Below are 26963 nucleotides of genomic sequence, written 5' to 3'. Positions count from 1 at the left end.
CCGCTCACTCGCTGACGACCGCCCCGGCACGCAGCACGCCGTCGTGCAGCTCCAGCACGCGGTCGGCGAGCGCGACGATCGAGGGGTCGTGGGTCGACAGCAGCACGGCGACGCCGTCGTCGTGCGCGATGGAGCGGATGAGCTCGATCATCTGCTCGGCCGTGTGCGAGTCGAGCTGGCCGGTCGGCTCATCGGCGAGCAGGATGCGGGGCGATCCGGCGAGTGCACGGGCGATGCCGACGCGCTGCTGCTGCCCGCCCGAGAGTTCTGCTGGGCGCTGCTTGGCGTGTTGGGCGAGTCCGACCCGCTCCAGCAGGTGTGTGACCCGCGCGGCGCGCTCGGACGGGTCGGCGCCCGCGATCCGCAACGGCAGTTCGACGTTCTCCTCGGCCGACAGCGCCGAAATGAGTCCGAACGATTGGAACACGTAGCCGATGTCGTCGCGGCGCACCCGGTCGACGTCCCGCTCGGGCGCCTCGGTGACAACGACGTCTCCCACGCGCACGGTGCCGGTCGTGGCGGGCTGGATGCCGCCCAGCACATGCAGCAGGGTCGTCTTGCCCGCGCCGGAGGGGCCGACGAGCACGACGAACTCTCCCGGTTCGAGGGTGAGCGTCGCCTCGGCGAGGGCGTGCACGTCGCCGGCGGGCGTCTTGTGCACGACGGAGAGCCCGGTGGCGTGCAGCAGCGCGGTCTCAGACATCGTCATGATCCTTCCGTTCGCGGAGGCTCCGGCGCGTGGGCGCGCTCTCGGGAGAGGGCGTTTCGTCTCGCTTCGCTCGCTCAACGACCGGGGACTCCGCCGCGCCGGCCTGCCCCGGCCAGACCCCGACGTGGTCGGGGTTGAGTTCGAGGCGCACCCGGTCGCGCAGCGAGAGGCGCTGCAGGTATTCGCTCGGCAGCTGCATGCGGCCGACCTTGTCGAGCACGACGAACTCTTCGGCCATGGCGTGCTCCTGGCCCTCATCGTCGGTGTGGGTCCAGCGCAGCACTTCGGTCGAGGTGCGACCGTCGCGGATCTGCACGGTGCGCTGCACGTGCTCAGAGACGGCGGGGTCGTGGGTGACGATGAGCGCGGTCGTGCCGAGTTCGCGGTTAACGGATTCGAAGGTGGCGAGCACTTCGGCAGACGCATGCTCGTCGAGGTCGCCGGTGGGCTCGTCGGCCAGCAGCACGCGCGGGTGGTTCGCGAGTGCGACGGCGATCGCGACGCGCTGCTGCTGCCCGCCCGACATCTCTGCGGGGCGGCGGTCGGCGCAGTCGGCGACGCCGGCGAGCTCGAGGAGGTCGCCGGCACGGCCGATGTCTGACCGGTCGCCGCCGATCGCGCGCGCGAGCTGGACGTTCTCGGTCGCAGTCAGATAGGGCAGCAGGTTGCGGGCGGTCTGCTGCCACACGAACCCGACGACCTCGCGCCGGTAGTCGACGCGCTGCCGCGACGAGAGGGCGGTGAGGTCACGCCCGGCGACGGTGGCTTTGCCGGCGGTGGGGGCGTCGAGCGCCGACAGGATCGTCAGCAGCGTCGATTTGCCGGAGCCTGAGGCGCCGACGAGGGCGACGAGTTCGCCGCGTTCGACGAGCAGGTCGAGTCCCTGCAGCGCCTGCACCTCGATGTCGGCGACGGCGAAGATGCGCACGAGGCCTTCGCACACGATGTCTGGTTCGGTCATCAGTCCTCCTCGGTTCGAAGAACGGTTGCAAGTGAGGTCGTCCGCGCCGACAGCACGCCGGCGACGACGGCGAGGCCGAGTGCGAGGGCGACGACGGCGACCAGCACCGCGGTCAGCACCGGGTCGATCACGGGTGCCGGCTGCACCGATCCACCGGTGAAGGGCCGCAGATCGATGGATGCCACGGCCAACAGCGGCAGTGCGGCACCGAGCAGCAGGCCGCCGACGAGCGCCGTCACCCCCAGTGGCGCGAACTCCCACGCGACGATGCCGCGGGCAAGCCTGCGGTCGAGTCCTTGCGTGCGCAGCAGCGCGATCACGCGCGAGCGCGCGTCGCGCGAGACCCCGGCGACCAGCAACAGCGCCAGCACCGAGAGTGCGGCTGCCCCGGCGAGCGCCGACAGCAGGACGACGCGCAGTGCGCTGACGGCGGGCGAGGACCGGATCTCGGCGCTCGAGGCGTCGAGCAGTTGCGTCGCGTGGTTCTGCCCGACGGCGTCGTCGAGAGCTGCGGCGACCGCGGCCGGATCTGCACCGTCGGCCACGTCGACCATCACGACCCTCGGGTGGAAGCCGAAGCCGGTCAGGTCGGTGTAGTCGCTCGCATCGACGAGGACGAAGTTCGTCGACATCGACATGCCGGGGATGCGTTCGATGACGCCGACGATGTCGGCATCGCGTTCGCCGATCGTCGCGGCACCGCCGCCGATCTCATCGGACAGGTCGCGCGAGACGATGATGTCGATCGGATCGGCGCCGGGCTCGATGCGTCCGGCGGGCACCGCCGACACATACCCGCGCTGCACGGCGGCAAGGCCTTCCACCTCGGCGGTGACCACGAGCACGCTCTTGCGGCCGTCGCCTGCTTCGACTGTGAGGTAGTCGCCGCGCTGCACGCCGACGGCGTCCTCGACACCGTCGACACCGCGCAGCCGCTCGATGACGTCGGCCTCGAAGTACGGCCCGGACAGCTGGATGTCGGCGCCGACGTCGCGCTGGGCGGCCACTGCGGCGCCGCGGTCGACGGTCGCGAGCACGATCGATGAAAAGACGGCGATCGCGACGGCGACGAGCATTGCGAGCACTGCCGTCGTGCCTGCCGCGGGGTCGCGCAGGTTGCGCGCGGCGCCGACGAGCGAGACGACCCCACGGCCACGGCGTGCGATCGCGAGGGCCGCGGTGAGCGGCACGAGATGCAGTCGCACGACGACGAGCGCGAGCGCGACGGTCGCGAGCAGCGGCGCCGCCACCACGAGCGGGTCGATGCCCGCGGTCGCGTCGCCGATGCCGCGCACGACCAGCAGCACGACCGCAAGGACTGCGAGCAGCACGACCGTCGCTTCGGTGAGCACCCTCGCCCGACCGTGCGCCCGCGGATCGGCGTCACGCCGTTCGCGCAGGTTCGTGCGCAGCGAGAAGGCGAGCGCGAGTGCAGGGGCGAGGCCGACGAGGACCGCGACGATGGTCGGCAGCGGTCCGGCATCCTCGGGGGTGAGGACAACCCCCGCCGCCGCGCCGACGGCCGCAGCGGGCAGCCCCAGCAGTGCGCCCTCGATGAACAGCAGGCGGCGCAGCCGTGAGGCCGGCGCCCCGCGTGCCGACAGGAGGGCGAGGTCGACGCGTCGACGCCGGATCATGAGGGTGCCGGCCAGCACGATGATCGAGACGGCGACCGCGAGCGGCCCGACGGTCGCGACCGCGAGGATGGCGCCGGCGCTGCCTGCCCGGGCAAGCGAGGTCTGCAGCACGTCGCGCACGTCGGTCTCGAACCGGCCGCGCTGCGTGCCGGTGGTCTCCAGCGGCACGGCGCCGGCGGTCGCACCCCGGACCGCGGACAGCAGGTCTCCGGCATCCGCCTGGAGCGCTCCCTCGCCGTCGACGGGATACCAGGCGACGAGCGACCGGCTCATCTCCCAGATGTTCGTCCAGCCCGCAGGGTTGACCCAGGCGACCGCAGTCGCGGTGGGTCGACGATCGCCGTCGTCGAAGTAGGTGGCGGTCAGTGCAGGTGGCAGGTGCAGCCAGCGTTCGGCGTCGGGATCGACGGCCTCGACGGTGCCGACGAGCCGCATCGTGGGCAACAGCTGCCAGTTCATCGACGCGGGGCGTGCAACCGACATCGGGATGCCGCGTTCCTGCCCGACCGGCCACCCCATCCGCTCCGCGGCGTCGACCGCGAGCACGATCTCGATCGGTTCTCCGGAGTCGGGCTGCCCCTCTGGTACGCCACCGGGATCAGTCCATGCCGACGGCCACGCTCCGTCGACGAGCTCGAGGTGCGAGGTCGCGGCCGGTTCGGCGAGCAGTTGCACGACCGACAGCGGATCGTCGGCGGGGATCTGCCACGGCACAACCATGACGGGGTCTTCGACGACGTAGAACTCGCCTTCACCGGCGAGCCCTGCCAGCGCCGGGTCGAAGTCGGCCCGATGGTCGGCGAGCGCCTGCCCCACTGCACCGAGTTCGTCCGCGGCACCGTCGTCCCAGCGCTCGACAACGGCGGGGTCGTCGGCCGCGCCACCCATGATGCCGCCCAGCACCTCGACCGTGAGGTCGCGCGAGGTCGGCGCGATGCCGTCGATCTGATGGGCGACCTCGGCGCGCTCCACCGCCACGAGCGCACGCGGCGCAGCGGCGATCACGAACGCGGCCACGGTGACCAGCACGACGATGACGAGGGCGGCGCTGCGCGGTGTCGCGAGGCGACGTCGCAGCAGGTGGAACAGTCCGGGCGAACGTGTCATTCGTCCTCCCGCAGCGCATGGGCGAGGTCCGTGGGCGCCCTCACCGACAGGGCGATCGCGCCGAACAAGGCGACGACGACCACCACCATGACGATCATCGGCACGGGCGGCACGACCAGCGAGACCGTCACATCGTCGGGCAGTCTGCCGTACGCGATGCGGACGAGGGATGGCACCACCAGCACCGCGGTGACGATGCCCGCGAGCACGCCACTGACGACCCCGAGCACCACGGTCGCGAGATCTTCACGCGCCCGCACGCGGGCCGCGCCCCGGCGACCGAGACCCAGCAAGGCCAACATCGCGAGTTCGCGCGAGTCATCGCGGCGCCGCGAGCGACGCAACAAGAGCACCGTGACTGCGAGCAGCGCGGCCGCCCCGGCGGCGAGCAGCAGCGAGAGCGCGGCGCCGGACGCCTTGGCGTCGGCACGGGGATCGGCCACGATCGGGCGCACCCCCGGAAAGGCCGATTCGACCGCGACGGCAGTCGCTGCCGGCTGCTGGGTCGCGAGCCACACCTCGTTGGGTGGAGCCTGGTCGGCGCCGGCGACCATGAGCGCCGGCAGATCGACCACGACACCCTGCCCCGTGGGGGTGCCCGGCAGGAGCGCCGTGATGCCGGCGAGTTCGAAGTCGGCGTCGAGGGTCGGCTGCGTCAGCGGCAACGTGAAGGTATCGCCGACCTCGAGCCCGAGATCGGCGGCGAGACGCTCGGTGACGACCGCGGGCAGCACGCTCACCGCGCCCGGCGCGACGACATGCATGGGTGCCGCGTCGAAGACGATCGCGGTCTCGCGGAGCACCAACGTCGCCCCGTCGACGGCGACATCCGCGGTCGTCGTCGCCGACGGGGCGAACCCGGCCAGGTCGAGGGTCGAACCGCCCGACGATGCGGCGACACGAACATCGTCATCCGCCGCGAAGTCGAGGAATCCGACCTGTATCGCCGCGAGCCGCCACGTGCCCTCCGGTGGCGTCAGCGAAGCCTCGAGCCGCTCACTGGTGGGGTATTCGACGATGCCGCCTCCTCTCCCTGCCTGCTCCGCGTTGGCCGCGTACCCGGTCCAGATCGACCCGTGCTCGTCGATGAGGGTCGGCGTCACGAAGACAGGTGCGTAGACCTCGATCGGATCATTCCCCTCCCCGAAGTCCCACACGCCCAGCGACGGCACGGTGAGCGCCAGTTCGAGATCGGCACCGGTCAGCGGCACGCCGAACTGTTCGACTGCGACGAGCTCACCGATGCGTTCGGGGTCGATCAGGCCGCCGATGTCAGACATGACCTCGCCCAGGGTCGCCGATTGTGCAGCCAGCACCGTGACGCGCTGGTCGCGCGTGCGCGAGAGCACGCTGCGCGCGGTCATCGCGGCATCCGCATCGGCCGTCGCGATGAGCTCTGCCAGCGACACATCGGCGGGGATCGTCGACACCCGCACGTCCGTACCGACACGCACGTCTTCGGGCGTGCGGCCGAGCGCACCGACGGAGCCCTGGTAGGTGATCCCGACGGTGAGCGCACCGACCGTGAAGGCCACCAGGATCAGCGAGAGACCGTGCCGCGCGGGCCGACGTGAGGCCAACCGGAGCGGTGTGACGGGGTGGATGCCGCGGACGCCCGCCGTGGCGGCGGCGACGAGGCGCTCCACGGGTGTCGTCAGCAGCAGGGCCATCGCCGCCACGAGCAGCAGGACGAGTGCGGGCGCGACGGCGACGATCGGGTCGAGCACGAGGGAGCCGTCGCTTCGGACGACATACGGGTCACCGGTCTGCGCGAACTGCCATGCCGCGACGCCCGTGACCACCGCCCCGAGCACGACTGCCGAGATCAGCGCGGCAACACGCGCCCTCGTCGTGCGGCTGTCGGCGACGCGCCGCGTGGAGATGGCAGCGACGATGGATGCCACCACTGTCGATCCGGCGATTGCGGCCACCGGCAGCAGCCATCCTGCGCGCACCCCGAGGAGCGCACCGATCCCGAGCGCGACGAGCACACCGATCGCGCCGGCAACGAACGCGACGGCTGCCGCTTCGAGGGCCGCACTGCCGCCGAGTGAGCGTGCGCGTGCCCCGCGGGCGCGCAGCAGCTGCAGTTCGAGGCGTCTGGCGCGGGCCGGTTCGACCGCGACAGCGGCGACGACGACCCCGACGATGACGATGAGCAGCGCCAGCGAGATGGCGGCAGGTCCCCGCCCCTGTTCGATGTCGGCCTCGATCGTGGCGAGCAGATCGCGCAACGGGCCCGACACCTGCACGCGGGCATCGACCGCGTCGCCGACGTCGGAGCCGATCTCGGCGAGCGCGGCGCGCGCGGCGCCGACGCCTTCTCCGGTGATGCCGGGCGCCGTCGTGACGGCGATCGCGCCGTCTTCGACGGTGACGACCAGTGCGTCACCGGCGCCCCGCGCCGCGATCGAGTCAGCGGCCGCAGCGGCGAGCATCTCCTGGTCGACCGCTTCGTTCGGCGTGAGGACGGCGCTGATCGATCCGCCGGCCGCCTGCAGCGCGGCGCGCACTTCGACGGCTTCGATGGCCCGCACCGTGATGACCGATCCGAGCAGGACTGCGACCGAGACGGCGACCACGACGGCGAGCGCGAGCAGGGGTGCTGCCGCATCGCGGGCGCGCGCCCACGCGAATCGAGGCCACCCGATCACTGTGCCTCCCCGCGCATATGGGCACCCTATCCGAGGGCGTGCAGGAGACTCACAGGTTGTGGTCTGACCACAGACGATTTCTGCGCGATAATGGGTGTGTGACCACTGTCCGCCCCACCGCATGCAGCGCCATCTCGAGCGCATCGAGGGTAGAGATCCTGCACCTCGTGCAGCAGCGCGCGCGGCGGACCTTGGCCGAGTTGACCGATGCGACGGGGTTGCACGCCAACACGGTTCGCGAGCACGTGCAACGGCTCATCGACGACGGCTACATGGTCGCCGAACCCGAGCGGCGCACGACCCGGGGTCGCCCCCGCGTGCTCTACAGCGCCGCCACCGACACGCCGAGCGACGTGCAGGCTCGGCGCGTGGCGGCTGCGGCCGAGCGCGGCGATCTCATGCGGCGGGTACTGCCGGCGACGTCGCCGACGCATCTGGACACCGACGCGCTGCACCAGATCGATGCGATCGTCGAAGACCTCATGGATGCCGGATTCGACCCGATCGTCGACGAAGACGAACTGACGATCGACCTCACGCCCTGCGCCCACGCCGCGGCGCAGGCCGAGCACCGCGAGCTGCTCTGCCGCGTGCATCTGGGCCTCATGCAGGGGGTGCTCGATGCCGCCGGCGGGCCACTGTCGGTCGACGGCATGCGCTCGTCGTGCGATCCGGAGCAGTGCGTCGTGCAGCTCATGCTCGCGGAGCGGGCGACGAAGGTCGCGTCGGATCAGCCTGCGGCCTGACCGACTCGAGCTCCACCCGCACGCGCTCCGCGCCACTGTAGAGGTTCAGCGTCTCACCGCGCACGAACCCGGCGAGGGTCATGCCGGTCGCCCGCGCCAGGTCGACGGCGAGCGAAGACGGCGCCGACACGGCCGACAGCAGGGGGATGCCGGCCATTGCGGCCTTCTGCACGAGTTCGAAGCTCGCGCGACCCGACACCTGCAGCACCGTTCGTCGCAGCGGCAGCATCCCCGCCGACAACGCCCAGCCGATCACCTTGTCGACGGCGTTGTGGCGGCCGACGTCTTCACGAGCGACGAGGAGGTCGCCGCGCTCGTCGAACAGGGCGGCGGCGTGCAGGCCACCGGTCTTGTCGAACACGGTCTGCTCCGCTCGCAACCGGTCGGGAAGTGTCGCGAGCAGCGCCGCGTCGACCTCGAGGTCGTCACCGGCGAGGACGTACCGGCTCGAGGTGCGCACGGCATCGATCGAGTCCTTGCCGCAGACACCGCACGCGCTGGAGACGGTGAACGACCGGTCGCGACGCGGGGGCTCGACGCCAGGCCCGAGCGTGACATCGAGCACGTTGTAGGTGTTGTCGGCACCGCCGGTGCCGGGGCCGCCGCAGTGGATGGCGGCGGCGAGATCGCCCGCCGCGGTGATCACGCCCTCGGCGGCAAGGAAGCCCGCGGCCAGTTCGACGTCGTGCCCCGGCGTGCGCATCGTGACGACGTAGGGCTGCCCGCCGAGCCGGATCTCGAGCGGCTCTTCGACCGCGAGGACGTCAGCGCGCCTGGTGGCCCCGTCGCCGATGCGAACGCGGACGACAGGAGTTCGCGCCGTGATGCGGCCCATCTCAGATCACGTCCCTCCCCCATTGCAGGCCGCCCGCCCATTGCGGGGGTAAACCGTCGTTCGAGCGTAGTCCGCATTTGTCACGGCCCGGGCCGTCGCGCGGGCTCGCGCGACTCGGTAGCGTGACCTTCAGACGCTCGAAAGGACCTGCGCCGGTCCTCCCCGGCGCGCTCGAAAGGACCCGCGATGGACTTTCTCGATCCGCTGCTGCTGGCCCGCTGGCAGTTCGGTCTCACGACGCTCTATCACTACCTGTTCGTGCCGCTGACGCTCGGCATGGCGCTGGTCGCCGCGATCTTCCAGACCGTGTGGCACCGCACCGGCGACATCCGCTGGCTGCAGCTGACACGACTGTTCGGCAAGATCTTCCTGATCAACTTCGCGATGGGCGTCGTCACCGGCATCGTGCAGGAGTTCCAGTTCGGCATGAACTGGTCGGCGTACTCCCGGTTCACCGGCGACATCTTCGGCGCACCGCTGGCCTTCGAGGGCCTGCTCGCCTTCTTCTTCGAGGCCACGTTCATCGGGCTGTGGATCTTCGGGTGGGACCGACTCCCCCGCATCCTGCACCTGCTGTCGATCTGGATGGTCGTGGTCGGCTCGACCCTGTCGGCCTACTTCATCCTCGCCGCCAACGCGTTCATGCAGAACCCGGTCGGCTACACCCTCAACGCCGAGACCGGGCGGGCCGAGCTCACCGACTTTGTGGCGGTGCTCACCAATCCGGTGGTGCTCGCCGCGTTCCCGCACACGATCTTCGCGGCGTGGATGTTCGCCGCGGCCGTCGTGATCGCCGTGTCGGCGTGGCACCTCAGCCGCGGACAGCACTTCGAGCCGATGCGCAAGTCGCTGCGGTTCGGCATGTGGTTCATGATCGTCTCGTTCGCCGGCGTCGCCCTCAGCGGCGACCAGCTGAGCCTGGTGATGGTGGAGACACAGCCGATGAAGATGGCCGCCGCCGAAGCGCTGTGGAACACGGCCTGCGGAGCGGATGCGTCCTTCTCGATCTTCTCGATCGGCACCCCCGACGGCACCGAGGAGATCTGGTCGCTGCGGGTGCCGTATCTGCTGTCGTTCCTGTCGACGCAGACGTTCGACGGGTGTGTGGAAGGCCTCAACGATCTGCAGGCCGAGTACACCGAGATGTTCGGCGGCGGCGTCGACTACATGCCGGTCATCTGGGTCACGTACTGGTCGTTCCGCTGGATGATCGGCCTGGGTGGGGCCGCGACCCTCGTCGCCGTCGCGGGTCTCTGGGTCACGCGCAAGAACGCGAAGCGCCCCGTGGCGAAGTGGATGTGGAAGGTCGCGATCTGGGCGGCGCCGCTGCCGCTGCTGGGCAACCTCGTCGGCTGGGTGTTCACCGAGATGGGCCGCCAGCCGTGGATCGTGTTCAGCCTCATGCTCACCGAGGACGGTGTCTCGCCGTCGGTGCCGGGCTGGCAGGTGCTCACTTCGCTCATCGCCTTCACCCTCACCTACGCCGCGCTCGCGGTCGTGGAGTTCGGCCTCATCCTCAAAGCCGCCCAGAAGGGGCCAGAAGAGGTCACCGAGCCCGGCTCGAAAGCCGACGCACCCGACGAACTGCCGACGACGGTCTACTAGGAGCACACCATGGATCTCGCCTACCTCTGGTTCTTCATCGTCGGAGTGCTCTTCGTCGGCTACTTCGTGCTCGACGGGTTCGATTTCGGCGTCGGCATGTCGCTCCCCTTCCTCGGCAAAGATGAGGTGTCGCGCCGCCAGGTCATCAACACGATCGGCCCCGTGTGGGACCTCAACGAAACGTGGGTCATCGTCGCCGGCGCGTGCCTGTTCGCCGCGTTCCCGGAGTGGTACGCGACCCTGTTCAGCGGGTTCTACCTGCCGCTGCTGGTGATTCTGCTCGCCCTCATCGCCCGCGGCGTCTCGTTCGAGTACCGCCATCAGCGCGACTCGCTGCGCTGGAAGCGGGGCTTCGACCGGATGATCTTCTGGGGTTCGGTGCTGCCGGCGCTGCTGTGGGGCGTCGCCGTCGGCAACATCGTGCAGGGCGTGCCGCTGGATGCCGACCACGAGTTCACCGGCACCGTGCTCACCCTCTTGAACCCCTACGGCCTGTGGGTCGGCGCGACCACGCTGCTGCTGTTCTGGCTGCACGGCGTGTACTTCATCGGGCTGAAGACCGACGGGCCGGTGCACGACGGCGCGCAGGCGCTCGGCAAGAAGCTCGCGATCCCCGCGGTGCTCTTCGCCGCCGGCACCGTGGTGTGGACCATCGTCATCGCCGCGGGCCGCGAGGCGCCGCTGCTGTGGGCGGTCATCGTGTGCGGTGCGATCGCGGCGGTGGCACTGCTGGCATCCGTCGCCCTGAACTGGGTCGACAAGGACGGCAAGGCCTTCGCCGCGGGCGCCGTGACGATCGTGTTCGCCGTGCTCACGCTGTGGCTGGCGCTGTTCCCCTACGTCATGCCGTCGTCGGGTGACCCGGCCGGGAGCCTCACGATCGAGAACGCGTCGAGCACCGACTACACCCTCACGATCATGAGCTGGGCCGCACTCATCTTCTTGCCGCTCGTGCTGCTGTACCAGGGCTGGACGTATTGGGTGTTCCGCAAACGTGTCACCCGCGCCCGCATCGAGCAGGCCGAGGCCGTCGCCCACTGACCTCGTCCGTCGAGGTGACGGGATGAGCCAGTCGGAATGAGCGAAGATCGAAGCATGGGTGCTGACGGCGGGCGAGTACGCGGCCCGGTCGATCCCCGATTGCTGCGGTATGCGACGGCATCCCGCGGGTTCTTCGTCGCGATCGGCGCCATCGCGCTCGCACAGACCGCCGTGATCGTCGCGTTCGCCTGGTTGCTCACCCGCGCGATCACCGACGCGATCGACGGGCTGCCGCCCTCAGCGCTCGCCCCCACCCTCGGCGCACTGGCCGCCGTGATCGCCGCCCGCGCACTGCTGCTCTGGGTGCGCGAGGTCGTGGCGGCCCGCGCCGCCGCCCACGTCGAACTGCAACTGCGCGCGAATCTCGTCGCAGCCGTCGGGCGGCTGGGCCCGGAATGGCTCGCCGCGCACAACAGCGCCCGCCTCGCGGTCACGGCGGGCCGTGGCCTCGAAGCCCTCGACGCCTACTTCGGCCGCTACCTGCCGCAGCTCGTGCAGACGGTCGTCGCGACGCCGCTGCTGTTGGCGGTCATCTGGTGGCACGACGCGGTCTCGGGGTTGACGGTGCTGTTCACCCTGCCGCTCATCCCCCTGTTCATGGTGCTCATCGGCCTCGCGACGCGAGCCGTGCAGCAGAAGCAGTGGCAGACCCTCGGACACCTCGCGGCCCGCTTCTCCGACACCGTCAACGGCCTGTCGACGCTGAAGGTGTTCGGTCGTCACCGCCGCGCCGTCGACACGATCGGCACCGTCACCGACACGTACCGGCGCGAGACGATGCGGGTGCTGCGGGTGTCGTTCCTGTCGGGGTTCGCGCTGGAGTTTCTGGCATCCATCTCGGTCGCGATCATCGCCGTCACGATCGGCTTCCGCCTGATCGACGGCACCCTCGCACTGTTCGTCGGCCTGTTCGTGCTGCTGCTGGCGCCCGAGGCGTACCTGCCGCTGCGTCAGGTCGGCGTCCAGTTCCACGCGGCCGCTGAGGGCGTCGCCGCCACCGACGACGTCTTCTCGGTGCTCGATGCCGCCCGCACGGTGTCGAGTGTCCAGAACACGCGGATGACGGATGCCACCGAACCGCGTGTCTTGGACACTCGACGACCCGGTGTGCTCGAGCTGAGGGATGTGCGGGTGCGGCGAGGGGAACGGATGCTGCCGGGGGTGTCGTTCACGGCGGCGCCGGGGACGGTGACCTTGCTGCAGGGGGCGAGCGGGGCCGGCAAGTCGAGCGTGTTCGCCGCGCTTCGGGGTGCGGCGAGGTTCAACGGGGCGATTCTGCTCGGCGGCGAACCGGCACCGGTCGATGCACCGGCGACCTGGCTGGCCTGGGCGGGCCAGCAGCCGGGACTGATCGCCGGCACCGTCGCGGGTAATGTCTCGATCGGCGACGACGCACCGGATGACGCCTTGCTCACCCGCGCGCTCACGGTCGCGTGCGCCGACGGCATCGCCGCCGACCTCGACCTCGGTGTGCAGGGCGCGGGGCTCTCGGGCGGTCAGGCGCAGCGGGTGGCTGTCGCGCGCGCCGTCTACCGCCACCTGCGTGGGCAGGCCCAGGTCGTCGCCCTCGACGAGCCGAGCGCAGCGCTGGATGCCGGCACCGAAGCGGCGCTGTGGCGTGGCATCCGGAGCCTTGCCGATGCGGGGGCGACGGTGCTGCTCATCTCTCACCGCGGCTCCGCCGAACGGATCGCCGATCGGGTCGTCACCCTCACCGGTGTGCGCGATGAGACGGCGGTGACGGCATGACCGATCACCTCGAAGCGCCCGCGACCACGCGGACCGTACTGCGCACCGCCATGCCGGGGTTGCGCAGGTTCTGGCCTGCCGCGGCATCCGCATTCCTCTCCGAAGCCTCGGCCGTCGCCCTCCTCGCCGTCAGCGCGTGGCTCATCGTGCGTGCCTCCGAGCAGCCCCACGTCATGTACATCACAGCGGCCGTCGTCGGTGTGCGGGCCTTCGCGCTGTCGCGTGCAGCATTCCGCTACACCGAACGCCTCTCCAGCCACGATGCCACGTTGCGACAGCTCGCCGTCACCCGCACCGACCTGCTGCGCCGCCTCGTGCCGCTCGCACCCGACGGCCTCGCCCGTACCCGGCGAGGCTCGGTGCTCGGCACGCTCGTGGACGACGTCGATGAGCTGCAGAACCTGCCGCTGCGCGTCGTGCTGCCGCTCGTGTCGTCTGTCACGGTCGCGGTCGGTGCCATCGTGCTCGTCTCGTTCGTGTGGTGGCCTGCGGCCCTGACCCTGCTGGCCTGCCTCCTGATCGCCGCGGTCGCCGCGACGGCGTGGGGATGGGCCGCCGGCTCCCGCGCCGAGCGTCGGATCGCACCGTTGCGAGCACGCCTCGCGGATGCCGTCATGGACCAGCTCGGCAGCCTCGACGTGCTGATCGCCTATGGTGCCGAGCGTGCCGGCCGTGACCGGATCGCCGCCGCCGACGCCGCGTTGCGCCGTGCGGTCGTGCGGCGCGCCGGGGCGCAGGCGGGAACGGCGGCGGTCGTCTCGCTTGCGGCCGGTGCCGCATCGCTCGCGGCCCTGCTGGTCGCGACGCCCGCCGGTGCGCCCCCCGGCCCGTCACTGGCGGTCGCGGTGCTCGTGCCGATGGCCGTGTTCGAGGTGTTCGCGGCCGTCCCGTTGGCTGCTGCGGCGTGGCGGCAGGTGCGCACGGCCGCCTCCCGCGTCGCCGAGGCCACGCCGTCGACACTCCCGAGCGGCATCGTCGCCGACCGCGAACCCACCGGGGTCGCCCTACCGCTCGGCGACGGAATCGCACTGCGCGGGGCGACGGTGCGTTGGCCGGGCGCAACGGAGCCCGCACTGCACGGCGTCAACCTCGACGTGCGGCCCGGTGAACGCCTGCTCGTGGTCGGTTCCAGCGGCGCCGGCAAGTCGACGCTTGCCCACGCACTCGTCCGCTTCCTCGAGGTCGACGGCGGGTACACGATCGGCGGCGTCGACGTGCACACCCTCGCGCCCGACGACGTGCGGCTCACGGTGGGCCTGTGCGAACAGCGCCCGATGCTGTTCGACGAGGACATCCGCCAGAACCTCCTGTTCGCGCGCGACACCGCGACCGACGCCGACCTCGAAGCGGTGCTCGAACGGGTCGGGCTCGGTCCGTGGCTGCGCGAGCGCGGCGGGCTCGATGCCCGGGTCGGCGAGCGCGGCGGGCTCGTCTCCGGCGGTCAGGCGCAGCGCATCGCGCTCGCGCGTGCGCTGCTGCACGGCTTCGACGTGCTGGTGCTCGACGAGCCGACGGCAGGCGTGGATGCCGCGGCATCCGATGCCCTGCTCACCGACCTGCTGGGCGCGGTCGCGCCCGATCAGGCCGTCGTCCTCATCTCGCACGTGACCCCGCCGACCGGCATGGTCGACCGCACGGTGCGCCTGGTCGACGGCCGCCTCGCGGCCTGACGCGCGAGCCCTCACACTTTGCGCGAACCCACCCAGTTTGCGCGCGTGAATCGTGAGGGTTCGGCGAAGGTATGAGGGTTCGCGGAAGGAGACGCGCGTCAGAGGTCGCGGCCGAACGCCTGCACGCCCTCGTGCGACGGGATGGGTGTGAATCCGACGCGTGGGGAGAACGCGAGCGCGCCGGTGTTGCCGGCCGAGGCGACGACGTGGGCCGGTGACACCGGGTCAGCCGGGGAGCAGGCGGACGTCGGCGGGGTCGACGGCGAGGGCGACGGGGATGCCGGGGCGAAGGCCCAGGTCGGCGACGACCTCGACGGGCAGCTCGGCGACGACGGCGGGTGCGTCGGTGTGCACGCGCACGCCCGACGGGGTCTGCTCGAGACGGGTGACGCGGGCGTGCCAGCGGCCGGGCTGCGCGGCGTCGAGCCGCAGCACGCCGGTCCAGGTGTCGGCCGCGGCCCCGGCGATGCGCACGGCGCCGGGGCGGAACACGGCGACGAGCGGGTCACCGTCGCGCCCGGATGCCGGTGCCGTCCCCTCCAGCACGACCGGCGCGCCGCCGTCGTGCGCGGCGACCCATCGCCCGTCCAGCAGCCTGCCGGTGACCCGGTTGACGCCCGAAAGCGCGGCGGCGAACGGCGTCGCGGGACGGTTCAGCACGTCGCGCACGGCGCCGTGCTGGGTGACGCGACCGGCTTCGAGCACGACGAGGCGACTGGCGAGAGACGCCGCATCGACGGCGTCGTGCGTGACCAGCACGGTCGTCACCCCGCGCAGCACGTCCGCGAGCACCGCGCGGATGCCGTCGGCGGTTTCGGGGTCGAGCGAGGTGAGCGGCTCGTCGAGCAGCAGCACGTCGGGTGCGACGGCGAGCGCCCGGGCGAGCGCGACGCGCTGCCGTTGCCCGCCCGACAGCTCGGACGGCCGGTGGTGCCCGGCGCCGCCGAGCCCCACCCGCCACAACAGCTCGTCGGCGTGATGCGACGCCGCGGCCTTCTCCACGCCGCGGGACCGCGGGCCGAAGGCGACGTTGTCGCGGGCACTGAGATGCGGGAACAGGCGAGGATCCTGCCCGAGCAGCACCGTGCCGCGACGGTGCACGGGCACGCGCGGCCGCGGATCCGCCACGGTGCGCGCCCCGATCCGCACGACACCGCCGCTCAGCGGCACGAGCCCGGCGATCGCCTCGACAAGCGTCGACTTGCCCGCCCCCGACGGCCCCATGACCGCAACGGTCTCGCCGGCATCCGCGTGCAGTGTCGCGTCGAGCCGGCGGGCGGCGACGGCGACCTCGGCGTGGAGAGCGCTCACCGCGGCACCTCCGCACTGGGCCCGCCCGGACGCCATGCCCGCACGAGCAGCAGCACGGCCAGCGCCGTCACGAGCAGCAGCAGCGACAGCGCGACCGCAGTGCCCTGCGAGACACCGGCACCGTTGAACGCGGTGTAGATCGCGAGCGGCATCGTCTGCGTGACGCCGGGGGCGTTGCCGGCGAACAGCGCCGTCGCACCGAACTCGCCGACCGCCCGGGCGAAGCACAGCACGGTGCCGGCGACGAGGCCGGGCAGTGCGAGCGGCAGCGTGACGCGCCACAGGATCCGCCACCTGCCGGCGCCGAGCGCGGCTGCCGCCTGCTCGTATCCGACCCCGGTCGAGCGCAGCGCGCCCTCGAGCGCGAGCACGAGGAACGGCAGCGCCACGAAGGTCTGCGCCAGCACGACCGCGACCGTCGTGAAGGGGATCTGGATGCCGAGGTCTGCCAGCACCGGTCCGAGCCATCCCCGCCGCCCGAACAGGAACAGCAGTGCGACGCCGCCGACCATCGGCGGCAGCACGAGCGGCACGGTCACCGCTGCCCGCAGCACCGCCGCCGTCCGCGCCCCGGCGCGTGCGATGAGCAGGGCGAGCGGCACGCCGAGCACGAGGCAGAGGGCCGTCGCGACGACCCCGGTCTGCAGCGACAGCGCGAGGGCCGCCAGCGCTTCGGGTGCCGTGACGTCGCGCCACAGTGTCGCCCATTCGACGCGTCCGACGAGCGCTGCCAGGGGCACGACGAGCACGGCGAGGCCGAGCACGGCCGGCACCGCCAGCACCTGCGGCACGTACCCGCGCGCTGCCGATCTCATGCCCCGCGCACCTGTGTCACGGCGCGCCGAATCCCAGCTCGCTCAGCACCGCTTGTCCGGCGTCCGACAGGACGAAGGCGATGAACGCATCCGCGATCTCGGCGTCAGCCGCCCCGTCGAGCGCGACGATCGGGTAACGGTTGACGACGGCATCCGCCCAATCGGTTGCGACGGATTCGACGTCGTCGGTGGTTGCGGCGTCGGTGACGTACACGAGGCCCGCGTCGGCCTCGCCGGTCGCGACCTTCGTGAGCACGGCGGTGACGTTCTGCTCGAAGCTGTCGACCGATGCCGTCACGCCCTGGTTCTCGAGCAGGGTGTCGGCAGCGGCGCCGCACGGCACCTCGGCTGCGCACAGGACGACGTTCAGGGCGGGGTCGGCGAGATCGGTGAGCCCGGTCACAGCCCCGGGATTGTCCGCGGGCGTCACGAGCACGAGCGTATTGGTCGCGAACAGCTCCGCATCCGCTGCGAGGCCGGCATCGGTGATCTTGGCCATGTTGTTCTCGTCCGCCGAGGCGAACACATCGGCCGCCGCGCCTTCGAGAAGCTGCGTCGCGAGGGTCGACGAGCCGTCATAGCTGACGGGCTGCACGTCGACGCTGGGGTGCTGCCGCTCGAACCTGATCGCGAGTTCGTCGAAGGCGGCTTTCAGCGACGCCGCCGCGAAGATCGTGAGATCACCGTCGAGGTCGGGGCCCGGCGTGCCGGTGACCTCGGGGGCGTTCGGGTCGATGTCACTCGTCGAACCCGGGTTCGTGGCGCAGCCGGATGCCAAGAGGGCGACGGCGGCGAGTACGGCGATCGTGGTGATGACGCTGCGCATGTCAGCCTTTCGGGGCTTCGACGATGACGGTGGTGGCCTTCACGACCGCGACGGCGAGCGAACCCGGTTCGAGGGCGAGGTCGCGAACTGCCTCGGCCGACATGAGCGAGACGATGCGGTGCGGTCCGGCCTGGATGTCGACCTGCGCCATGACGCCGTCGACCTGTACGCGTGTGACGAGTCCGGTGAGCCGGTTTCGCGCGCTGGAGAGCCGGTCGGCGGGATCGTGGGCGGTGCGGGCGAGATCGGCGGCGTGCGCGGCGAGCGCAGCCCCGGGGATCTCGGTCGGAGTCGCACCCGTCGTCGGCAGGGTGCCGGCATCCACCCAGCGGCGGACCGTGTCATCGCTCACCCCGAGCAGACGAGCAGCCTCAGAAACCCGATATGCGGACATTTTCTCAAACTATCACCGCATCTGCGGTCGCAAATCCTCCGTTGCGCCCACGCGCGTACGCTGGTCGCATGTCGTTCCCGCCCCTTGTAGAGCCTGTCGCGGCGCTGTCGGCACACGAGCGGGAGCGCACGTCACGGCACGCCGCCCTCGCCGGCTTCGGCGACCTGGCGCAGCGTCGTCTCGCTGCTGCGCACGTCGCCGTCATCGGAGCCGGTGGGCTGGGATCGCCCGTCATCCTCGCGCTCGCGGCGGCAGGCGTCGGCACGCTGACCGTGATCGACCACGACGATGTCGACCTCTCGAACCTGCAGCGTCAGGTGCTGCACCGCACGACCGATGTCGGCGCCCCGAAGGTCGACTCCGCGGTGCGGGTCGCCGGCGATCTGTCTCCCGACACGACGGTGCACCCCGTCCGGGCGCGACTCACCGCCGCGAACGCGGCCGAGTTCCTGACCGGCGCCGACCTCGTCGTCGACGGGTCCGACAGTTTCGCGACCCGCGTCGACGTGGCCGCGGCGTGTGAACGCCTCGGCATCCCGTTGGTGTGGGGCGTCGTGCAGGAGTTCCACGCCCAGGTGACCGTCTTCTGGTCGGCACCACCCACCGGCGACGCGGTCGTGCTCTCCGACCTGTACCCACCCGAGACTGTCGGCGATCTGCCGTCGTGCGCCGCGGTGGGCGTGCTCGGCTCACTGTGCCTACAAGTCGGCGGCATGCTGGCGACCGAGGCGATCAAGCTCATCACCGGCATCGGCGACCCGCTGCTCGGGCGCATCGCGGTGGTCGACGCGCTGCGCGGTACCGTGCGCGAGGTGCCACTGCATCCCGCCGTCGCAACTTCGGAGATCGGCACAACTTCGGATGCCGGAGGCGGAAACGCTCCGAAGAACGGCGAATCTCCGACGCTGCGCGAGGCCGAAGCGCCCGCGCCTGCGCTGATCCCCGAACTGACCGCCGACGAGATGCTCGCCGCGCAGGATGCCGGCGCGACCCTCCTCGATGTCCGCGAACCGTGGGAGACGCAGACCGGCATCGTCGCCGGCTCAGAGGTCATTCCGCTGCAGCAGTTCCTCGCCGACCCGGGCGCGGTCGGCACCGACCCGGTCGTCGTGATCTGCGCCCACGGCATCCGTGCCCGCCACGCGGCCGAGGTGTTGCGCTCTCGCGGCGTCGAGGCCTCGGTGCTCGCGGGCGGGCTCGCCGCGTGGACGGCATGATGGGCGACCTGCGCACCGTCGAGGCGCACCTCGGGGCCGTGCTGGATGCCGTGCGTCCCACCGATCGCAGCACGACGACGCTCCCCCAGGCCTTCGGCCGCACCCTCGCCACGGCCGTGACGGCAGCGGTCGATGTGCCCGTCTTCGACAACTCCGCCATGGACGGCTTCGCGGTGCGCTTCGCCGACGTGGCCTCGGCGACGCCCGACAGCCCCGTGACCCTGCGGGTCGTCGCCGATCTACCCGCGGGCACGCAACACGATCCGCCACTCGGCCCGGGTCAGGCGGCGCGGATCATGACCGGCTCCCCCGTCCCCACCGACGCCGACGCGATCGTGCCGTTCGAACACACGGCCGGCGGGCTCGAGGATTCGCTCGAAACCGTCGTGGTGCTGCGCGCTCCCGCCGCCGAAGGCGCGCACGTTCGTCGGCGCGGCGAAGACCTCCACACCGGCGACGAGGTGCTGCCGGCAGGCATCCGCCTCGGCGCGTGGCAACTGGGTGCGATCGCTGCGGCCGGGGTCGGCACCGTGACGGTCTCGGCGCCACCACAGGTGCTGGTCGTCTCGACGGGCAGCGAACTGGTTGCCCCCGGCACTGCGCTGCACCGCGGGCAGATCCCCGAGTCGAACAGCACGCTCATCGCGGGGCTCGTCGCCGAGGCCGGCGGACACGTCGTGCACGTGGCCTCGGTCGACGACGAGGGCAGCGGGCTGCGCGGCCTCCTGCGCGAATACACGGGTGAGCGGCTCGACGCCGTCGTGTTCACGGGTGGCGTCAGCGCAGGCGCGTACGAGGTCGTCAAGAACGAACTGGCCGACGCGATGACGTTCTCGAAGGTCGCCATGCAGCCCGGCAAACCGCAGGGGTTCGGCGTCACGTCTGAGGGCACGCTGCTGTTCGGACTGCCGGGCAATCCGGTGAGCGCGGCCGTGTCGTTCGAAGTTTTCGTGCGGCCCGCGCTGCTGGCGATGCAGGGCCGCGGCGATCTCGCACGGCCCGTGCTGCGGCTGCCGGCATCCACGTCGTGGCGCACACCGCCCGGCCGCCGCCAATACCTGCCCGCGGCGATCAACCGCACCGATCCTGCACACTGGACCGTGGGGCCAGCAACGCGGGGCGGATCGGGATCGCACCTGGCCGGCGGACTCGGCCGCGCTGAGGCGTATGCCGTCGTGCCTGCCGAAACCGAGGCAGTGACCGCGGGCGATCTCATCGACGTGCTGCTGCTGGAAGGATGAGCACCATGGACTTCACCCACCTGGATGCCGCCGGCAACGCCCACATGGTCGATGTGACCGCGAAGCAGCCGACCGTCCGCGAAGCCACCGCCCGCGGGTTCGTGCGCTGCGCGCCCGCAACGCTCGAAGCCCTTACCCACGGCACCGTGCCCAAGGGCGATGTGTTCGCGGTGGCGCGGATCGCCGGCATCCAGGCTGCCAAGCGCACACCCGACCTGTTGCCGCTGGCCCACGTCATCGGCGTGCACGGCGCCGCGGTCGACCTCGCCGTCACGAGCGACGGGGTCGAGATCAGCGCGACGGTGCGCACCGCCGACCGCACCGGCGTCGAGATGGAAGCACTCACGGCCGTCTCGGTCGCGGCGCTGGCGATCGTCGACATGGTCAAGGGCATCGACAAGACCACCGTCATCGAAGACGTCCGCATCACGGCGAAATCCGGCGGCCGCTCGGGCGACTGGGTCCGCCCGGAATGACCGCGGCGATCCTCCTCGCCGGCGGCCGTGCGCGCCGCCTCGACGGTGAGGTGAAGCCGCTGCTCGAAGTGGCGGGCCGCTCGCTGCTGGCAACGGCCGTGGATGCCGTCACCGGCTGCGATCCGATCGTCGTGGTCGGGCCGGTGCTCGACTTCGACCTGCCGGTGCGATGGGCGCGCGAGGAGCCTGCCTTCGGTGGCCCCGCTGCGGCCGTCGTCGCCGGAGTCGATGCGCTCGGTGCGACGGATGCCGAGTGGACCGTCGTCCTGGCCTGCGACCTGCCGGGTGCCCCCGAAGCCGTCGCGCGGCTGCTGCGAGACCTCGCGCTCCTTCCCGCGGATGCCGACGGCGTGTGCCTGGCCGACGAATCCTCGCGTCCGCAGTGGCTGACCGCGATCTACCGCACCGCCGCGCTGCGGCGCGCGGCATCCGCGATGGCAGACGGCGGTGCGGGCGCGTCCATGCGCGATCTGCTCGCCGACCTCGCGATCACGGTGCTCGCAGCGCCGGCAGCCGAGACCGCAGACGTGGACACGTGGGAAGATCTGAAGCAGGCGCGGCTTCGCGCCGCGCCTGGATCGGAGTCGTCATGAACGAGCGCACCCTGCCGCCCGAGGCCCTCGACGCGTGGGCCGATGCCCTGCGCGCACGGTTCGATCTCGGACCCGATGACCTGCCCGTCTCACTCATCCTTGACCTCGCCCGCGACGTCGCGAACGGCGTGGCCCGCCCCGCCGCGCCCTTCAGTGCGTTCGCTGCGGGCCTGGTCGCGGGTCGCGCAGGCGGCACGCCGGAGCAGGTGCGGGATGCGGTGGCCGCCGTCACCGAACTCGCAGCCGAGTGGGAGGGCTGATGGCCCGCATCCGCTACTTCGCCGCGGCCGAAGAACTCGCGGGCACCGCCGAGGAATCGCGCACCGAACCGACCCTCGGCGCGTTGCGTGCCGCACTGGCGGCGGAGCATCCGGGCCTTGCCGCGATCCTGCCGCGTTGCGCCGTGCTCGTGGCCGGGTCCCGCACGGGCGACGAAGCCGCCTTGCACGATGACACGCTTGTCGACGTGCTCCCGCCGTTCGCCGGCGGCTGACTCAGCCGCCCAGGCCCTTCCACGCCGTCGTGCCGTCTGCCTCGACCTGCCGCTTCCAGACCGGCAGATCGGTCTTGATCGACTCGATGAGCGCCCGGCACACGTCGAACGCCTCCGCGCGGTGCGCGGTCGCGACGACGATGACGACGGCGGCATCCCCCACCGACAGTCGCCCGACCCGGTGACTGACCGCGACGAAGCCGTCGGCCTCGCCCAGCGCCCGCTCGGCGAGCGCATGGAGCGTCTGTTCGGCGTCGGGGTGGGCGGAATACTCCAGCGCGATGACGGCGCCCGACGCGTCTGGGTCGTGATCGCGCACCGTGCCGACGAAACTCACCACCGCGCCCGCGGTGGAATCGTCGACGGCAGCGAAGTGCGCGGCGAGATCCAGCGCCGTGTCGCTGATCCGCGCGATGCGCACGGCCATCAGTGGTCACCCCCGTCCAACTGCGCGATCACGTGGCCGGCGACCGAAACGATCACCGGCATCCCCTCGGCGACCGCCTTCGGCGACCCGGGAAGATTCACGATCAGCGCACCGCCCGCGACGCCGGCGAGCCCCCGCGAAAGCATGGCCGCGGGCTTGATGGCGGCGCCCTGACGTCGAAGTTCTTCGGCGATCCCGGGAACCTCGCGTTCGAGCACCACTGCGGTCCCCTCGGGCGTGCGGTCTCGGGGCCCGATACCGGTCCCCCCGTTCGTGACGATGACTCTGGCGCCCTGCGTGATCGCGTCACGCAGTGCCGCAGCGACCGGTTCCGCCCCATCCGGGACCACGGTCGCCTCCGCGCACGTGAACCCGGCCTCGACGAGCGCCGCGACGGCGACGGGCCCCGACGTGTCCTCTCGCGCACCCGCGGCCGACCTGTCGGACACGGTGATGACAGCGGCCGGGATCATGCCTTCAGCCTACGGCCACCGCCCCGCGCGACGGATCCTCACCCGGCGTGCTCGGCCGCCGACTCGGCGGCGCCCGTGATGCGCGCAGCCATGCCGCTGAAGATCGCGCCGTGGAAGGGCAGCACCGCCAGCCAGTACAGCCGGCCCGCGAGCCCTTTCGGAAAGAAGACGGCCCGCTGGTCGTACCGCGCGCCGTCACCATCCGGATGCACGCGCATTTCGAGCCACGCGAGCCCGGGCACCCGCATTTCGGCGCGCAGGCGCAACAGGCGGCCGGGTTCGACCGCCTCGACACGCCAGAAGTCGATGGCATCCCCAACCGCGACACGGTCGCGGCTGCGTCGGCCGCGCGCCAGCCCGATCCCGCCGACGAGCCGATCCATCCACCCGCGCACCGCCCACAGCCACGGCGACGAATACCACCCGTTGTCGCCACCGATCCCCGCGACCACTGCCCACACCCGATCGGTCGAGGCGGTCGTGCGCACCTCTCGTTCATCGGTGAACACGGTGCGCCCCGCCCACTCGGGGTCGCTCGGCAGCGGGTCGCTCGGCACGCCACTGACGTCGGCGTCCTGCCAACTCGTCTCGACCGCGTCGGCGTCGATCCGACCGAGCGCGAGCGAGACAGCCTCCCGGTACGGTGTCAGTCCGTTCTCGGGCCGCGGAATGAGGTCGTCGACGGTGTGATCCTTCATGACGCAGTCGTGCTGCAGCGACGCGATGAGCGGGCGTGCGATGCTGCGCGGCACCGGTGTCACGAGGTTCACCCAATGCGATGCGAGCGCCGGTGTCAGCACCGGCAGGGCAGCGATCGCACGCTGTCGCAGTCCCGCCTCCACGGCGTACCCGTTCATCATCTGCCCGTACCGCAGGACGTCGGGCCCGCCGATGTCGACGGCCCGATTCACGTCTCCGCGCACCCGCGCGGCGGCGAGCAGGTAGTGCAGCACGTCGCGCACGGCGATGGGCTGGATGCGGTTGCGCACCCATTTCGGCGCCGGCATGTAGGGCAGGACGTCGGTCAGGTGCCTGATCATCTCGAACGATGCCGACCCCGACCCGATCACGACTCCCGCCTGCAGCACGAGGGCGGGCGTCACGGCAGCGAGGAAGCAGTCACCCACCGCCACCCGCGACCGCAGGTGAGGGCTGAGTTCGACGCCGTCGGGATGCAGTCCGCCGAGGTACACGATGCGGCCGACGCCCGCCGCATCCGCCGCCGACGCGACCGTCTCAGCGGCGTCGAGGTCACGTCGTTCGAAGTCGGCGCCGCTGCCCATGCTGTGCACGAGATAGAACAGCACATCGACGTCGTCCACCGCCGCGTCCACGGCATCGCGGTCATCGGCCGACCCGACGACGACCTCGACGTCGTCACCCCACGCGAATGCGGGCAGCCGCGCCGGCGAGCGCACGAGCACGCGCACCCGGTAGCCGGCGGCGAGCAGCCGTGGGACGAGCCGCCCGCCGATGTAGCCGGTCGCCCCCAGCACGAGCGCCCGCGGCGGGGAGCCGTCGGATCGCGACACCGCCAGCAGCGCCGGCTCGCGCCCGGTGGGTGTCGTCAGTTGGGGGTCGGCAGTGTCCATGTGCGTCACGGTAGGTCAGGCGCACGCCGCGCACGACCCGCTTGACGAAGCGGGTCGGCTCTGTCATGCGGCCAGTCCGCGTGCTGTTCGAACCGCACGACGACGGCTTTCGAGGTCGGTGTGCCCGAGACGTCGGCGACCGAGTCCAGCGGCACGAGCACGTTCGTCTCGGGGTAGTAGGCGGCGGCGTTGCCACGTGGCGTCGAATAGGGCACGAGCCGGAAGGCATCTGCCCGCCGCTCCTGCAGCCCGTCGGGTCCCTCCCACTCCGACACGAGGTCGACGAGGTCGCCCGGCGCGAAGCCGAGCGCGGCGATGTCGTCGGGGTGGGTGAGCACGACGCGACGGCCGTCGTGGATGCCGCGGTAGCGGTCGTCCTTGCCGTAGATCGTGGTGTTGTACTGGTCGTGCGAGCGCAGCGTCTGCAGCAGCAGCCGCCCCTCGGGCACGCGCGGGTATTCGAGCGGGTTGACGGTGAACTGCGCCCGCCCGTCCGGCGTCGCGAAACGGCGGGCATCGCGCGGGCCGTTCTCGAGCATGAGCGTGCGTCCCTTCGCGATGCGCTGTTCGAAGTCCTCGAAGCCGGGCACGACGTTCTGGATGTGGGTGCGGATGCCGGTGTAGTCGGCCTCCAGCGCGGCCCAATCGGCACGGGGCCCGCGTTCGGCGAACAGCCGTGCGCTCAGGCGTGCCACGATCGCGACCTCGCTCGGCATCCCCTCGCCAGGCGGGTCGAGGCGGCCGTGCGACGCGTGCACGGCACCCATGGAATCTTCGACCGTGACCTTGCGCGCATCGCCACGCCTGCCGTCACGGTCGGTGCGGCCGAGCGTCGGCAAGATGAGCGCGCGGCGCCCGGTGACGACGTGCGAACGGTTGAGCTTCGTCGATACCTGCACCGTGAGATCGACACGCCGCATCGCCGCCTCGACGACGGCGGTGTCGGGGGTCGCCGAGATGAAGTTGCCGCCCATGGCCATGAAGAATCGCACCCGGCCGTCACGCATCGCGCGGATCGAGTCGACCGTGTCGTGCCCGTTGGCGCGGGGCGCGGCGAACGAGAACTCCCGCTCGAGTGCGTCGAGGAACGCGGGCGCAGGCTTCTCGTAGATGCCCATCGTGCGGTCGCCCTGCACGTTGGAGTGCCCACGCACCGGGCACACACCGGCACCTGCACGCCCGATGTTGCCCTGCAGCAGCAGCACGTTCACGACGTCGCGCAGGGTTGCCACCGAGTGCTTGTGCTGCGTGAGCCCCATCGCCCAGCACACGATGGTGGATGCCGATCCCCGCACGATCTCGGCGACACGGCGCAGTTCGGCTTCGGGCAGCCCCGTCGCCGTCTCGAACTCGCGCCAGTCGGCGTTCGCCATCGCCTGCCGGTACGCCTCGAACCCGGACGTGTGCGCCTCGACGAAGGCGTGGTCGACGACTCCGCCGTCGCGCGCCTCACCCTCGAGCAGGTGCGCGCCGATGGCCTGGAACAGCGCCTGGTCGCCGCCGAGACGGATCTGCACGAACTCGTCGGCGAGCGCGGTGCCGCCCAGCAGCACGCCGCGCGGGGTCTGCGGGTTCTCGAAGCGGAGGAGTCCTGCTTCGGGCAGCGGGTTGACGGCGATGATCGTCGCACCGCGCTGCTTCGCCTTCTCCAGCGCCGACAGCATCCGAGGGTGGTTCGTGCCGGGGTTCTGCCCCGCGATGATGAGCAGGTCGGCTTCGTGGATGTCGTCGAGCGTGACGGTGCCTTTGCCGATGCCGAGCGTCTGCCCGAGCGCGGATCCGCTCGATTCGTGGCACATGTTGGAGCAGTCGGGCAGATTGTTGGTGCCGACGCCGCGCACGAGCAGCTGGTACAGGAATGCGGCCTCGTTCGAGGTGCGGCCCGACGTGTAGAAGACGGCCTCGTCGGGGTCGTCGAGTTCACGCAGCGCGTCGGCGACGAGGTCGAGCGCCTCGTCCCAGCCGATCGGACGGTAGTGGGTCGCACCCTCCTCCAGGAGCATGGGCTCGGTCAGCCGCCCCTGCTGCCCCAGCCACCAATCGTCGTGGTCGGCGAGATCTTCGACAGCGTGCTGCGCGAAGAACGCCGGCGTGACTCGGCGGAGCGTCGCCTCCTCGGCGACGGCCTTCGCGCCGTTCTCGCAGAACTCCGCGATGTGCCGCTTGTCCTCTTCTGGCCAGGCGCAGCCCGGGCAGTCGAACCCGTTCTTCTGGTTGACCCGCAGCAGCGTCTCGGCGCTGCGTTTGAGCCCCATCTGCTCCCACGAGATCTGCAGCGCGTGCAGCACCGCCGGCACGCCGACGGCGACCTCCTTCGGTGCGGTCACGCGCAGCTTGGATTCGTCGATATCGACGTTCGGAGGCCTCGTCGCCATACCCCCAGGCTACGCC

The 26963-nt window shown here is 71.4% G+C and carries 25 protein-coding genes; 11 read left to right on the top strand and 14 right to left on the bottom strand.

All coding sequences use genetic code 11. The features are described from left to right. Window positions 1-4: 4 nt before the first annotated feature. Genes AC3ENX_RS00865 through AC3ENX_RS00850 form a run of 4 tightly spaced genes read right to left on the bottom strand, consistent with a single transcriptional unit; the run spans window position 5 to window position 7068 of the window. A complete protein-coding gene (locus AC3ENX_RS00865; RefSeq protein ID WP_434809955.1) occupies window positions 5-703 on the bottom strand; it encodes an ABC transporter ATP-binding protein in 699 nt (232 codons plus the stop codon). Then, window positions 696-1670: an ABC transporter ATP-binding protein gene (locus AC3ENX_RS00860; RefSeq protein WP_434809954.1), complete on the bottom strand. Its 975-nt coding sequence runs from the start codon at window positions 1668-1670 to the stop codon at window positions 696-698. Before AC3ENX_RS00860 ends, AC3ENX_RS00865 begins: the two co-directional genes overlap by 8 nt. Then, a complete protein-coding gene (locus AC3ENX_RS00855) occupies window positions 1670-4414 on the bottom strand; it encodes an FtsX-like permease family protein (RefSeq protein WP_434809953.1) in 2745 nt (914 codons plus the stop codon). Before AC3ENX_RS00855 ends, AC3ENX_RS00860 begins: the two co-directional genes overlap by 1 nt. Beyond that, entirely contained in the window at window positions 4411-7068 is a 2658-nt protein-coding gene (locus tag AC3ENX_RS00850) for an FtsX-like permease family protein (protein ID WP_434809952.1), read from the bottom strand. Before AC3ENX_RS00850 ends, AC3ENX_RS00855 begins: the two co-directional genes overlap by 4 nt. A gap of 98 nt (window positions 7069-7166) precedes the next feature. Between AC3ENX_RS00850 and AC3ENX_RS00845 the strand changes: the two genes are divergently transcribed. Next, a complete protein-coding gene (locus AC3ENX_RS00845) occupies window positions 7167-7814 on the top strand; it encodes a winged helix-turn-helix transcriptional regulator (protein ID WP_434809951.1) in 648 nt (215 codons plus the stop codon). Here AC3ENX_RS00845 and fdhD read toward each other — a convergent pair. Then, complete coding sequence (gene fdhD / locus AC3ENX_RS00840; RefSeq protein WP_434809950.1) at window positions 7762-8649, bottom strand: formate dehydrogenase accessory sulfurtransferase FdhD; 888 nt, start codon at window positions 8647-8649, stop codon at window positions 7762-7764. The genes AC3ENX_RS00845 and fdhD overlap by 53 nt on opposite strands. Before the next feature lie 186 nt (window positions 8650-8835). On the opposite strand from fdhD, the gene AC3ENX_RS00835 reads away from it, so the two are divergent. The 4 genes from AC3ENX_RS00835 to cydC are packed head-to-tail and all read left to right on the top strand — an operon-like array spanning window position 8836 to window position 14714. Continuing rightward, on the top strand, window positions 8836-10254 hold the full coding sequence (locus AC3ENX_RS00835) for a cytochrome ubiquinol oxidase subunit I (RefSeq protein WP_434809949.1): 1419 nt from the start codon (window positions 8836-8838) through the stop codon (window positions 10252-10254). A 9-nt stretch (window positions 10255-10263) separates the two neighbouring features. Further along, window positions 10264-11295, top strand: coding sequence for a cytochrome d ubiquinol oxidase subunit II (gene cydB, locus AC3ENX_RS00830; RefSeq protein ID WP_434809948.1), 1032 nt, complete (start codon window positions 10264-10266; stop codon window positions 11293-11295). Window positions 11296-11349: 54 nt separating this feature from the next. After that, window positions 11350-13044 carry a thiol reductant ABC exporter subunit CydD gene (gene cydD / locus AC3ENX_RS00825; RefSeq protein WP_434809947.1) on the top strand — a complete coding sequence of 565 codons (1695 nt, stop codon included), beginning with the start codon at window positions 11350-11352 and terminating at the stop codon, window positions 13042-13044. Beyond that, window positions 13041-14714 (top strand): thiol reductant ABC exporter subunit CydC, encoded by a 1674-nt coding sequence (cydC, locus tag AC3ENX_RS00820; RefSeq protein ID WP_434809946.1) that lies wholly within the window; start codon window positions 13041-13043, stop codon window positions 14712-14714. The genes cydD and cydC overlap by 4 nt, the downstream gene beginning before the upstream one ends. Window positions 14715-14812: 98 nt before the next feature. Here cydC and AC3ENX_RS00815 read toward each other — a convergent pair whose 3' ends face one another. The 5 genes from AC3ENX_RS00815 to AC3ENX_RS00795 are packed head-to-tail and all read right to left on the bottom strand — an operon-like array spanning window position 14813 to window position 18060. Next, window positions 14813-14935: a hypothetical protein gene (locus AC3ENX_RS00815; protein ID WP_434809945.1), complete on the bottom strand. Its 123-nt coding sequence runs from the start codon at window positions 14933-14935 to the stop codon at window positions 14813-14815. 4 nt (window positions 14936-14939) lie between these two features. Further along, window positions 14940-16025: an ABC transporter ATP-binding protein gene (locus AC3ENX_RS00810; protein WP_434809944.1), complete on the bottom strand. Its 1086-nt coding sequence runs from the start codon at window positions 16023-16025 to the stop codon at window positions 14940-14942. Beyond that, complete coding sequence (locus AC3ENX_RS00805; protein ID WP_434809943.1) at window positions 16022-16840, bottom strand: ABC transporter permease; 819 nt, start codon at window positions 16838-16840, stop codon at window positions 16022-16024. Before AC3ENX_RS00805 ends, AC3ENX_RS00810 begins: the two co-directional genes overlap by 4 nt. A 16-nt stretch (window positions 16841-16856) precedes the next feature. After that, window positions 16857-17666, bottom strand: coding sequence for a molybdate ABC transporter substrate-binding protein (modA, locus tag AC3ENX_RS00800; protein WP_434809942.1), 810 nt, complete (start codon window positions 17664-17666; stop codon window positions 16857-16859). A gap of 1 nt (window position 17667) precedes the next feature. Then, a complete protein-coding gene (locus tag AC3ENX_RS00795) occupies window positions 17668-18060 on the bottom strand; it encodes a TOBE domain-containing protein (RefSeq protein ID WP_434809941.1) in 393 nt (130 codons plus the stop codon). A gap of 68 nt (window positions 18061-18128) precedes the next feature. Between AC3ENX_RS00795 and AC3ENX_RS00790 the strand changes: the two genes are divergently transcribed. From AC3ENX_RS00790 to AC3ENX_RS00765, 6 genes are read left to right on the top strand one after another with little or no spacing between them, the layout of a single operon-like run. Continuing rightward, complete coding sequence (locus AC3ENX_RS00790) at window positions 18129-19277, top strand: ThiF family adenylyltransferase (protein WP_434809940.1); 1149 nt, start codon at window positions 18129-18131, stop codon at window positions 19275-19277. Next, window positions 19274-20518 (top strand): molybdopterin molybdotransferase MoeA, encoded by a 1245-nt coding sequence (locus AC3ENX_RS00785; RefSeq protein WP_434810367.1) that lies wholly within the window; start codon window positions 19274-19276, stop codon window positions 20516-20518. Before AC3ENX_RS00790 ends, AC3ENX_RS00785 begins: the two co-directional genes overlap by 4 nt. A 5-nt stretch (window positions 20519-20523) precedes the next feature. Next, window positions 20524-20994 (top strand): cyclic pyranopterin monophosphate synthase MoaC, encoded by a 471-nt coding sequence (gene moaC / locus AC3ENX_RS00780; RefSeq protein WP_434809939.1) that lies wholly within the window; start codon window positions 20524-20526, stop codon window positions 20992-20994. Further along, window positions 20991-21587, top strand: a complete 597-nt coding sequence (gene mobA, locus AC3ENX_RS00775) for a molybdenum cofactor guanylyltransferase (RefSeq protein WP_434809938.1) — start codon at window positions 20991-20993, stop codon at window positions 21585-21587. Before moaC ends, mobA begins: the two co-directional genes overlap by 4 nt. Beyond that, entirely contained in the window at window positions 21584-21847 is a 264-nt protein-coding gene (locus AC3ENX_RS00770; RefSeq protein ID WP_434809937.1) for a DUF6457 domain-containing protein, read from the top strand. Before mobA ends, AC3ENX_RS00770 begins: the two co-directional genes overlap by 4 nt. Continuing rightward, entirely contained in the window at window positions 21847-22080 is a 234-nt protein-coding gene (locus AC3ENX_RS00765) for a MoaD/ThiS family protein (RefSeq protein WP_434809936.1), read from the top strand. Before AC3ENX_RS00770 ends, AC3ENX_RS00765 begins: the two co-directional genes overlap by 1 nt. A 1-nt stretch (window position 22081) precedes the next feature. Here AC3ENX_RS00765 and AC3ENX_RS00760 read toward each other — a convergent pair whose 3' ends face one another. Genes AC3ENX_RS00760 through AC3ENX_RS00745 form a run of 4 tightly spaced genes read right to left on the bottom strand, consistent with a single transcriptional unit; the run spans window position 22082 to window position 26947 of the window. Further along, entirely contained in the window at window positions 22082-22510 is a 429-nt protein-coding gene (locus tag AC3ENX_RS00760) for a molybdenum cofactor biosynthesis protein MoaE (RefSeq protein ID WP_434810366.1), read from the bottom strand. After that, window positions 22507-22980: a MogA/MoaB family molybdenum cofactor biosynthesis protein gene (locus AC3ENX_RS00755; RefSeq protein ID WP_434809935.1), complete on the bottom strand. Its 474-nt coding sequence runs from the start codon at window positions 22978-22980 to the stop codon at window positions 22507-22509. The genes AC3ENX_RS00760 and AC3ENX_RS00755 overlap by 4 nt, the downstream gene beginning before the upstream one ends. Window positions 22981-23018: 38 nt before the next feature. Then, window positions 23019-24572 carry an SDR family oxidoreductase gene (locus AC3ENX_RS00750; protein ID WP_434809934.1) on the bottom strand — a complete coding sequence of 518 codons (1554 nt, stop codon included), beginning with the start codon at window positions 24570-24572 and terminating at the stop codon, window positions 23019-23021. 5 nt (window positions 24573-24577) lie between these two features. Beyond that, window positions 24578-26947 (bottom strand): FdhF/YdeP family oxidoreductase, encoded by a 2370-nt coding sequence (locus AC3ENX_RS00745; RefSeq protein WP_434809933.1) that lies wholly within the window; start codon window positions 26945-26947, stop codon window positions 24578-24580. Between the last annotated feature and the right edge of the window lie 16 nt (window positions 26948-26963).

Source organism: Microbacterium sp. bgisy189, assembly GCF_057707225.1.
The sequence above is the reverse complement of the archived record's forward strand: the minus strand, read 5'-3'. Positions and strand labels throughout refer to the sequence as shown.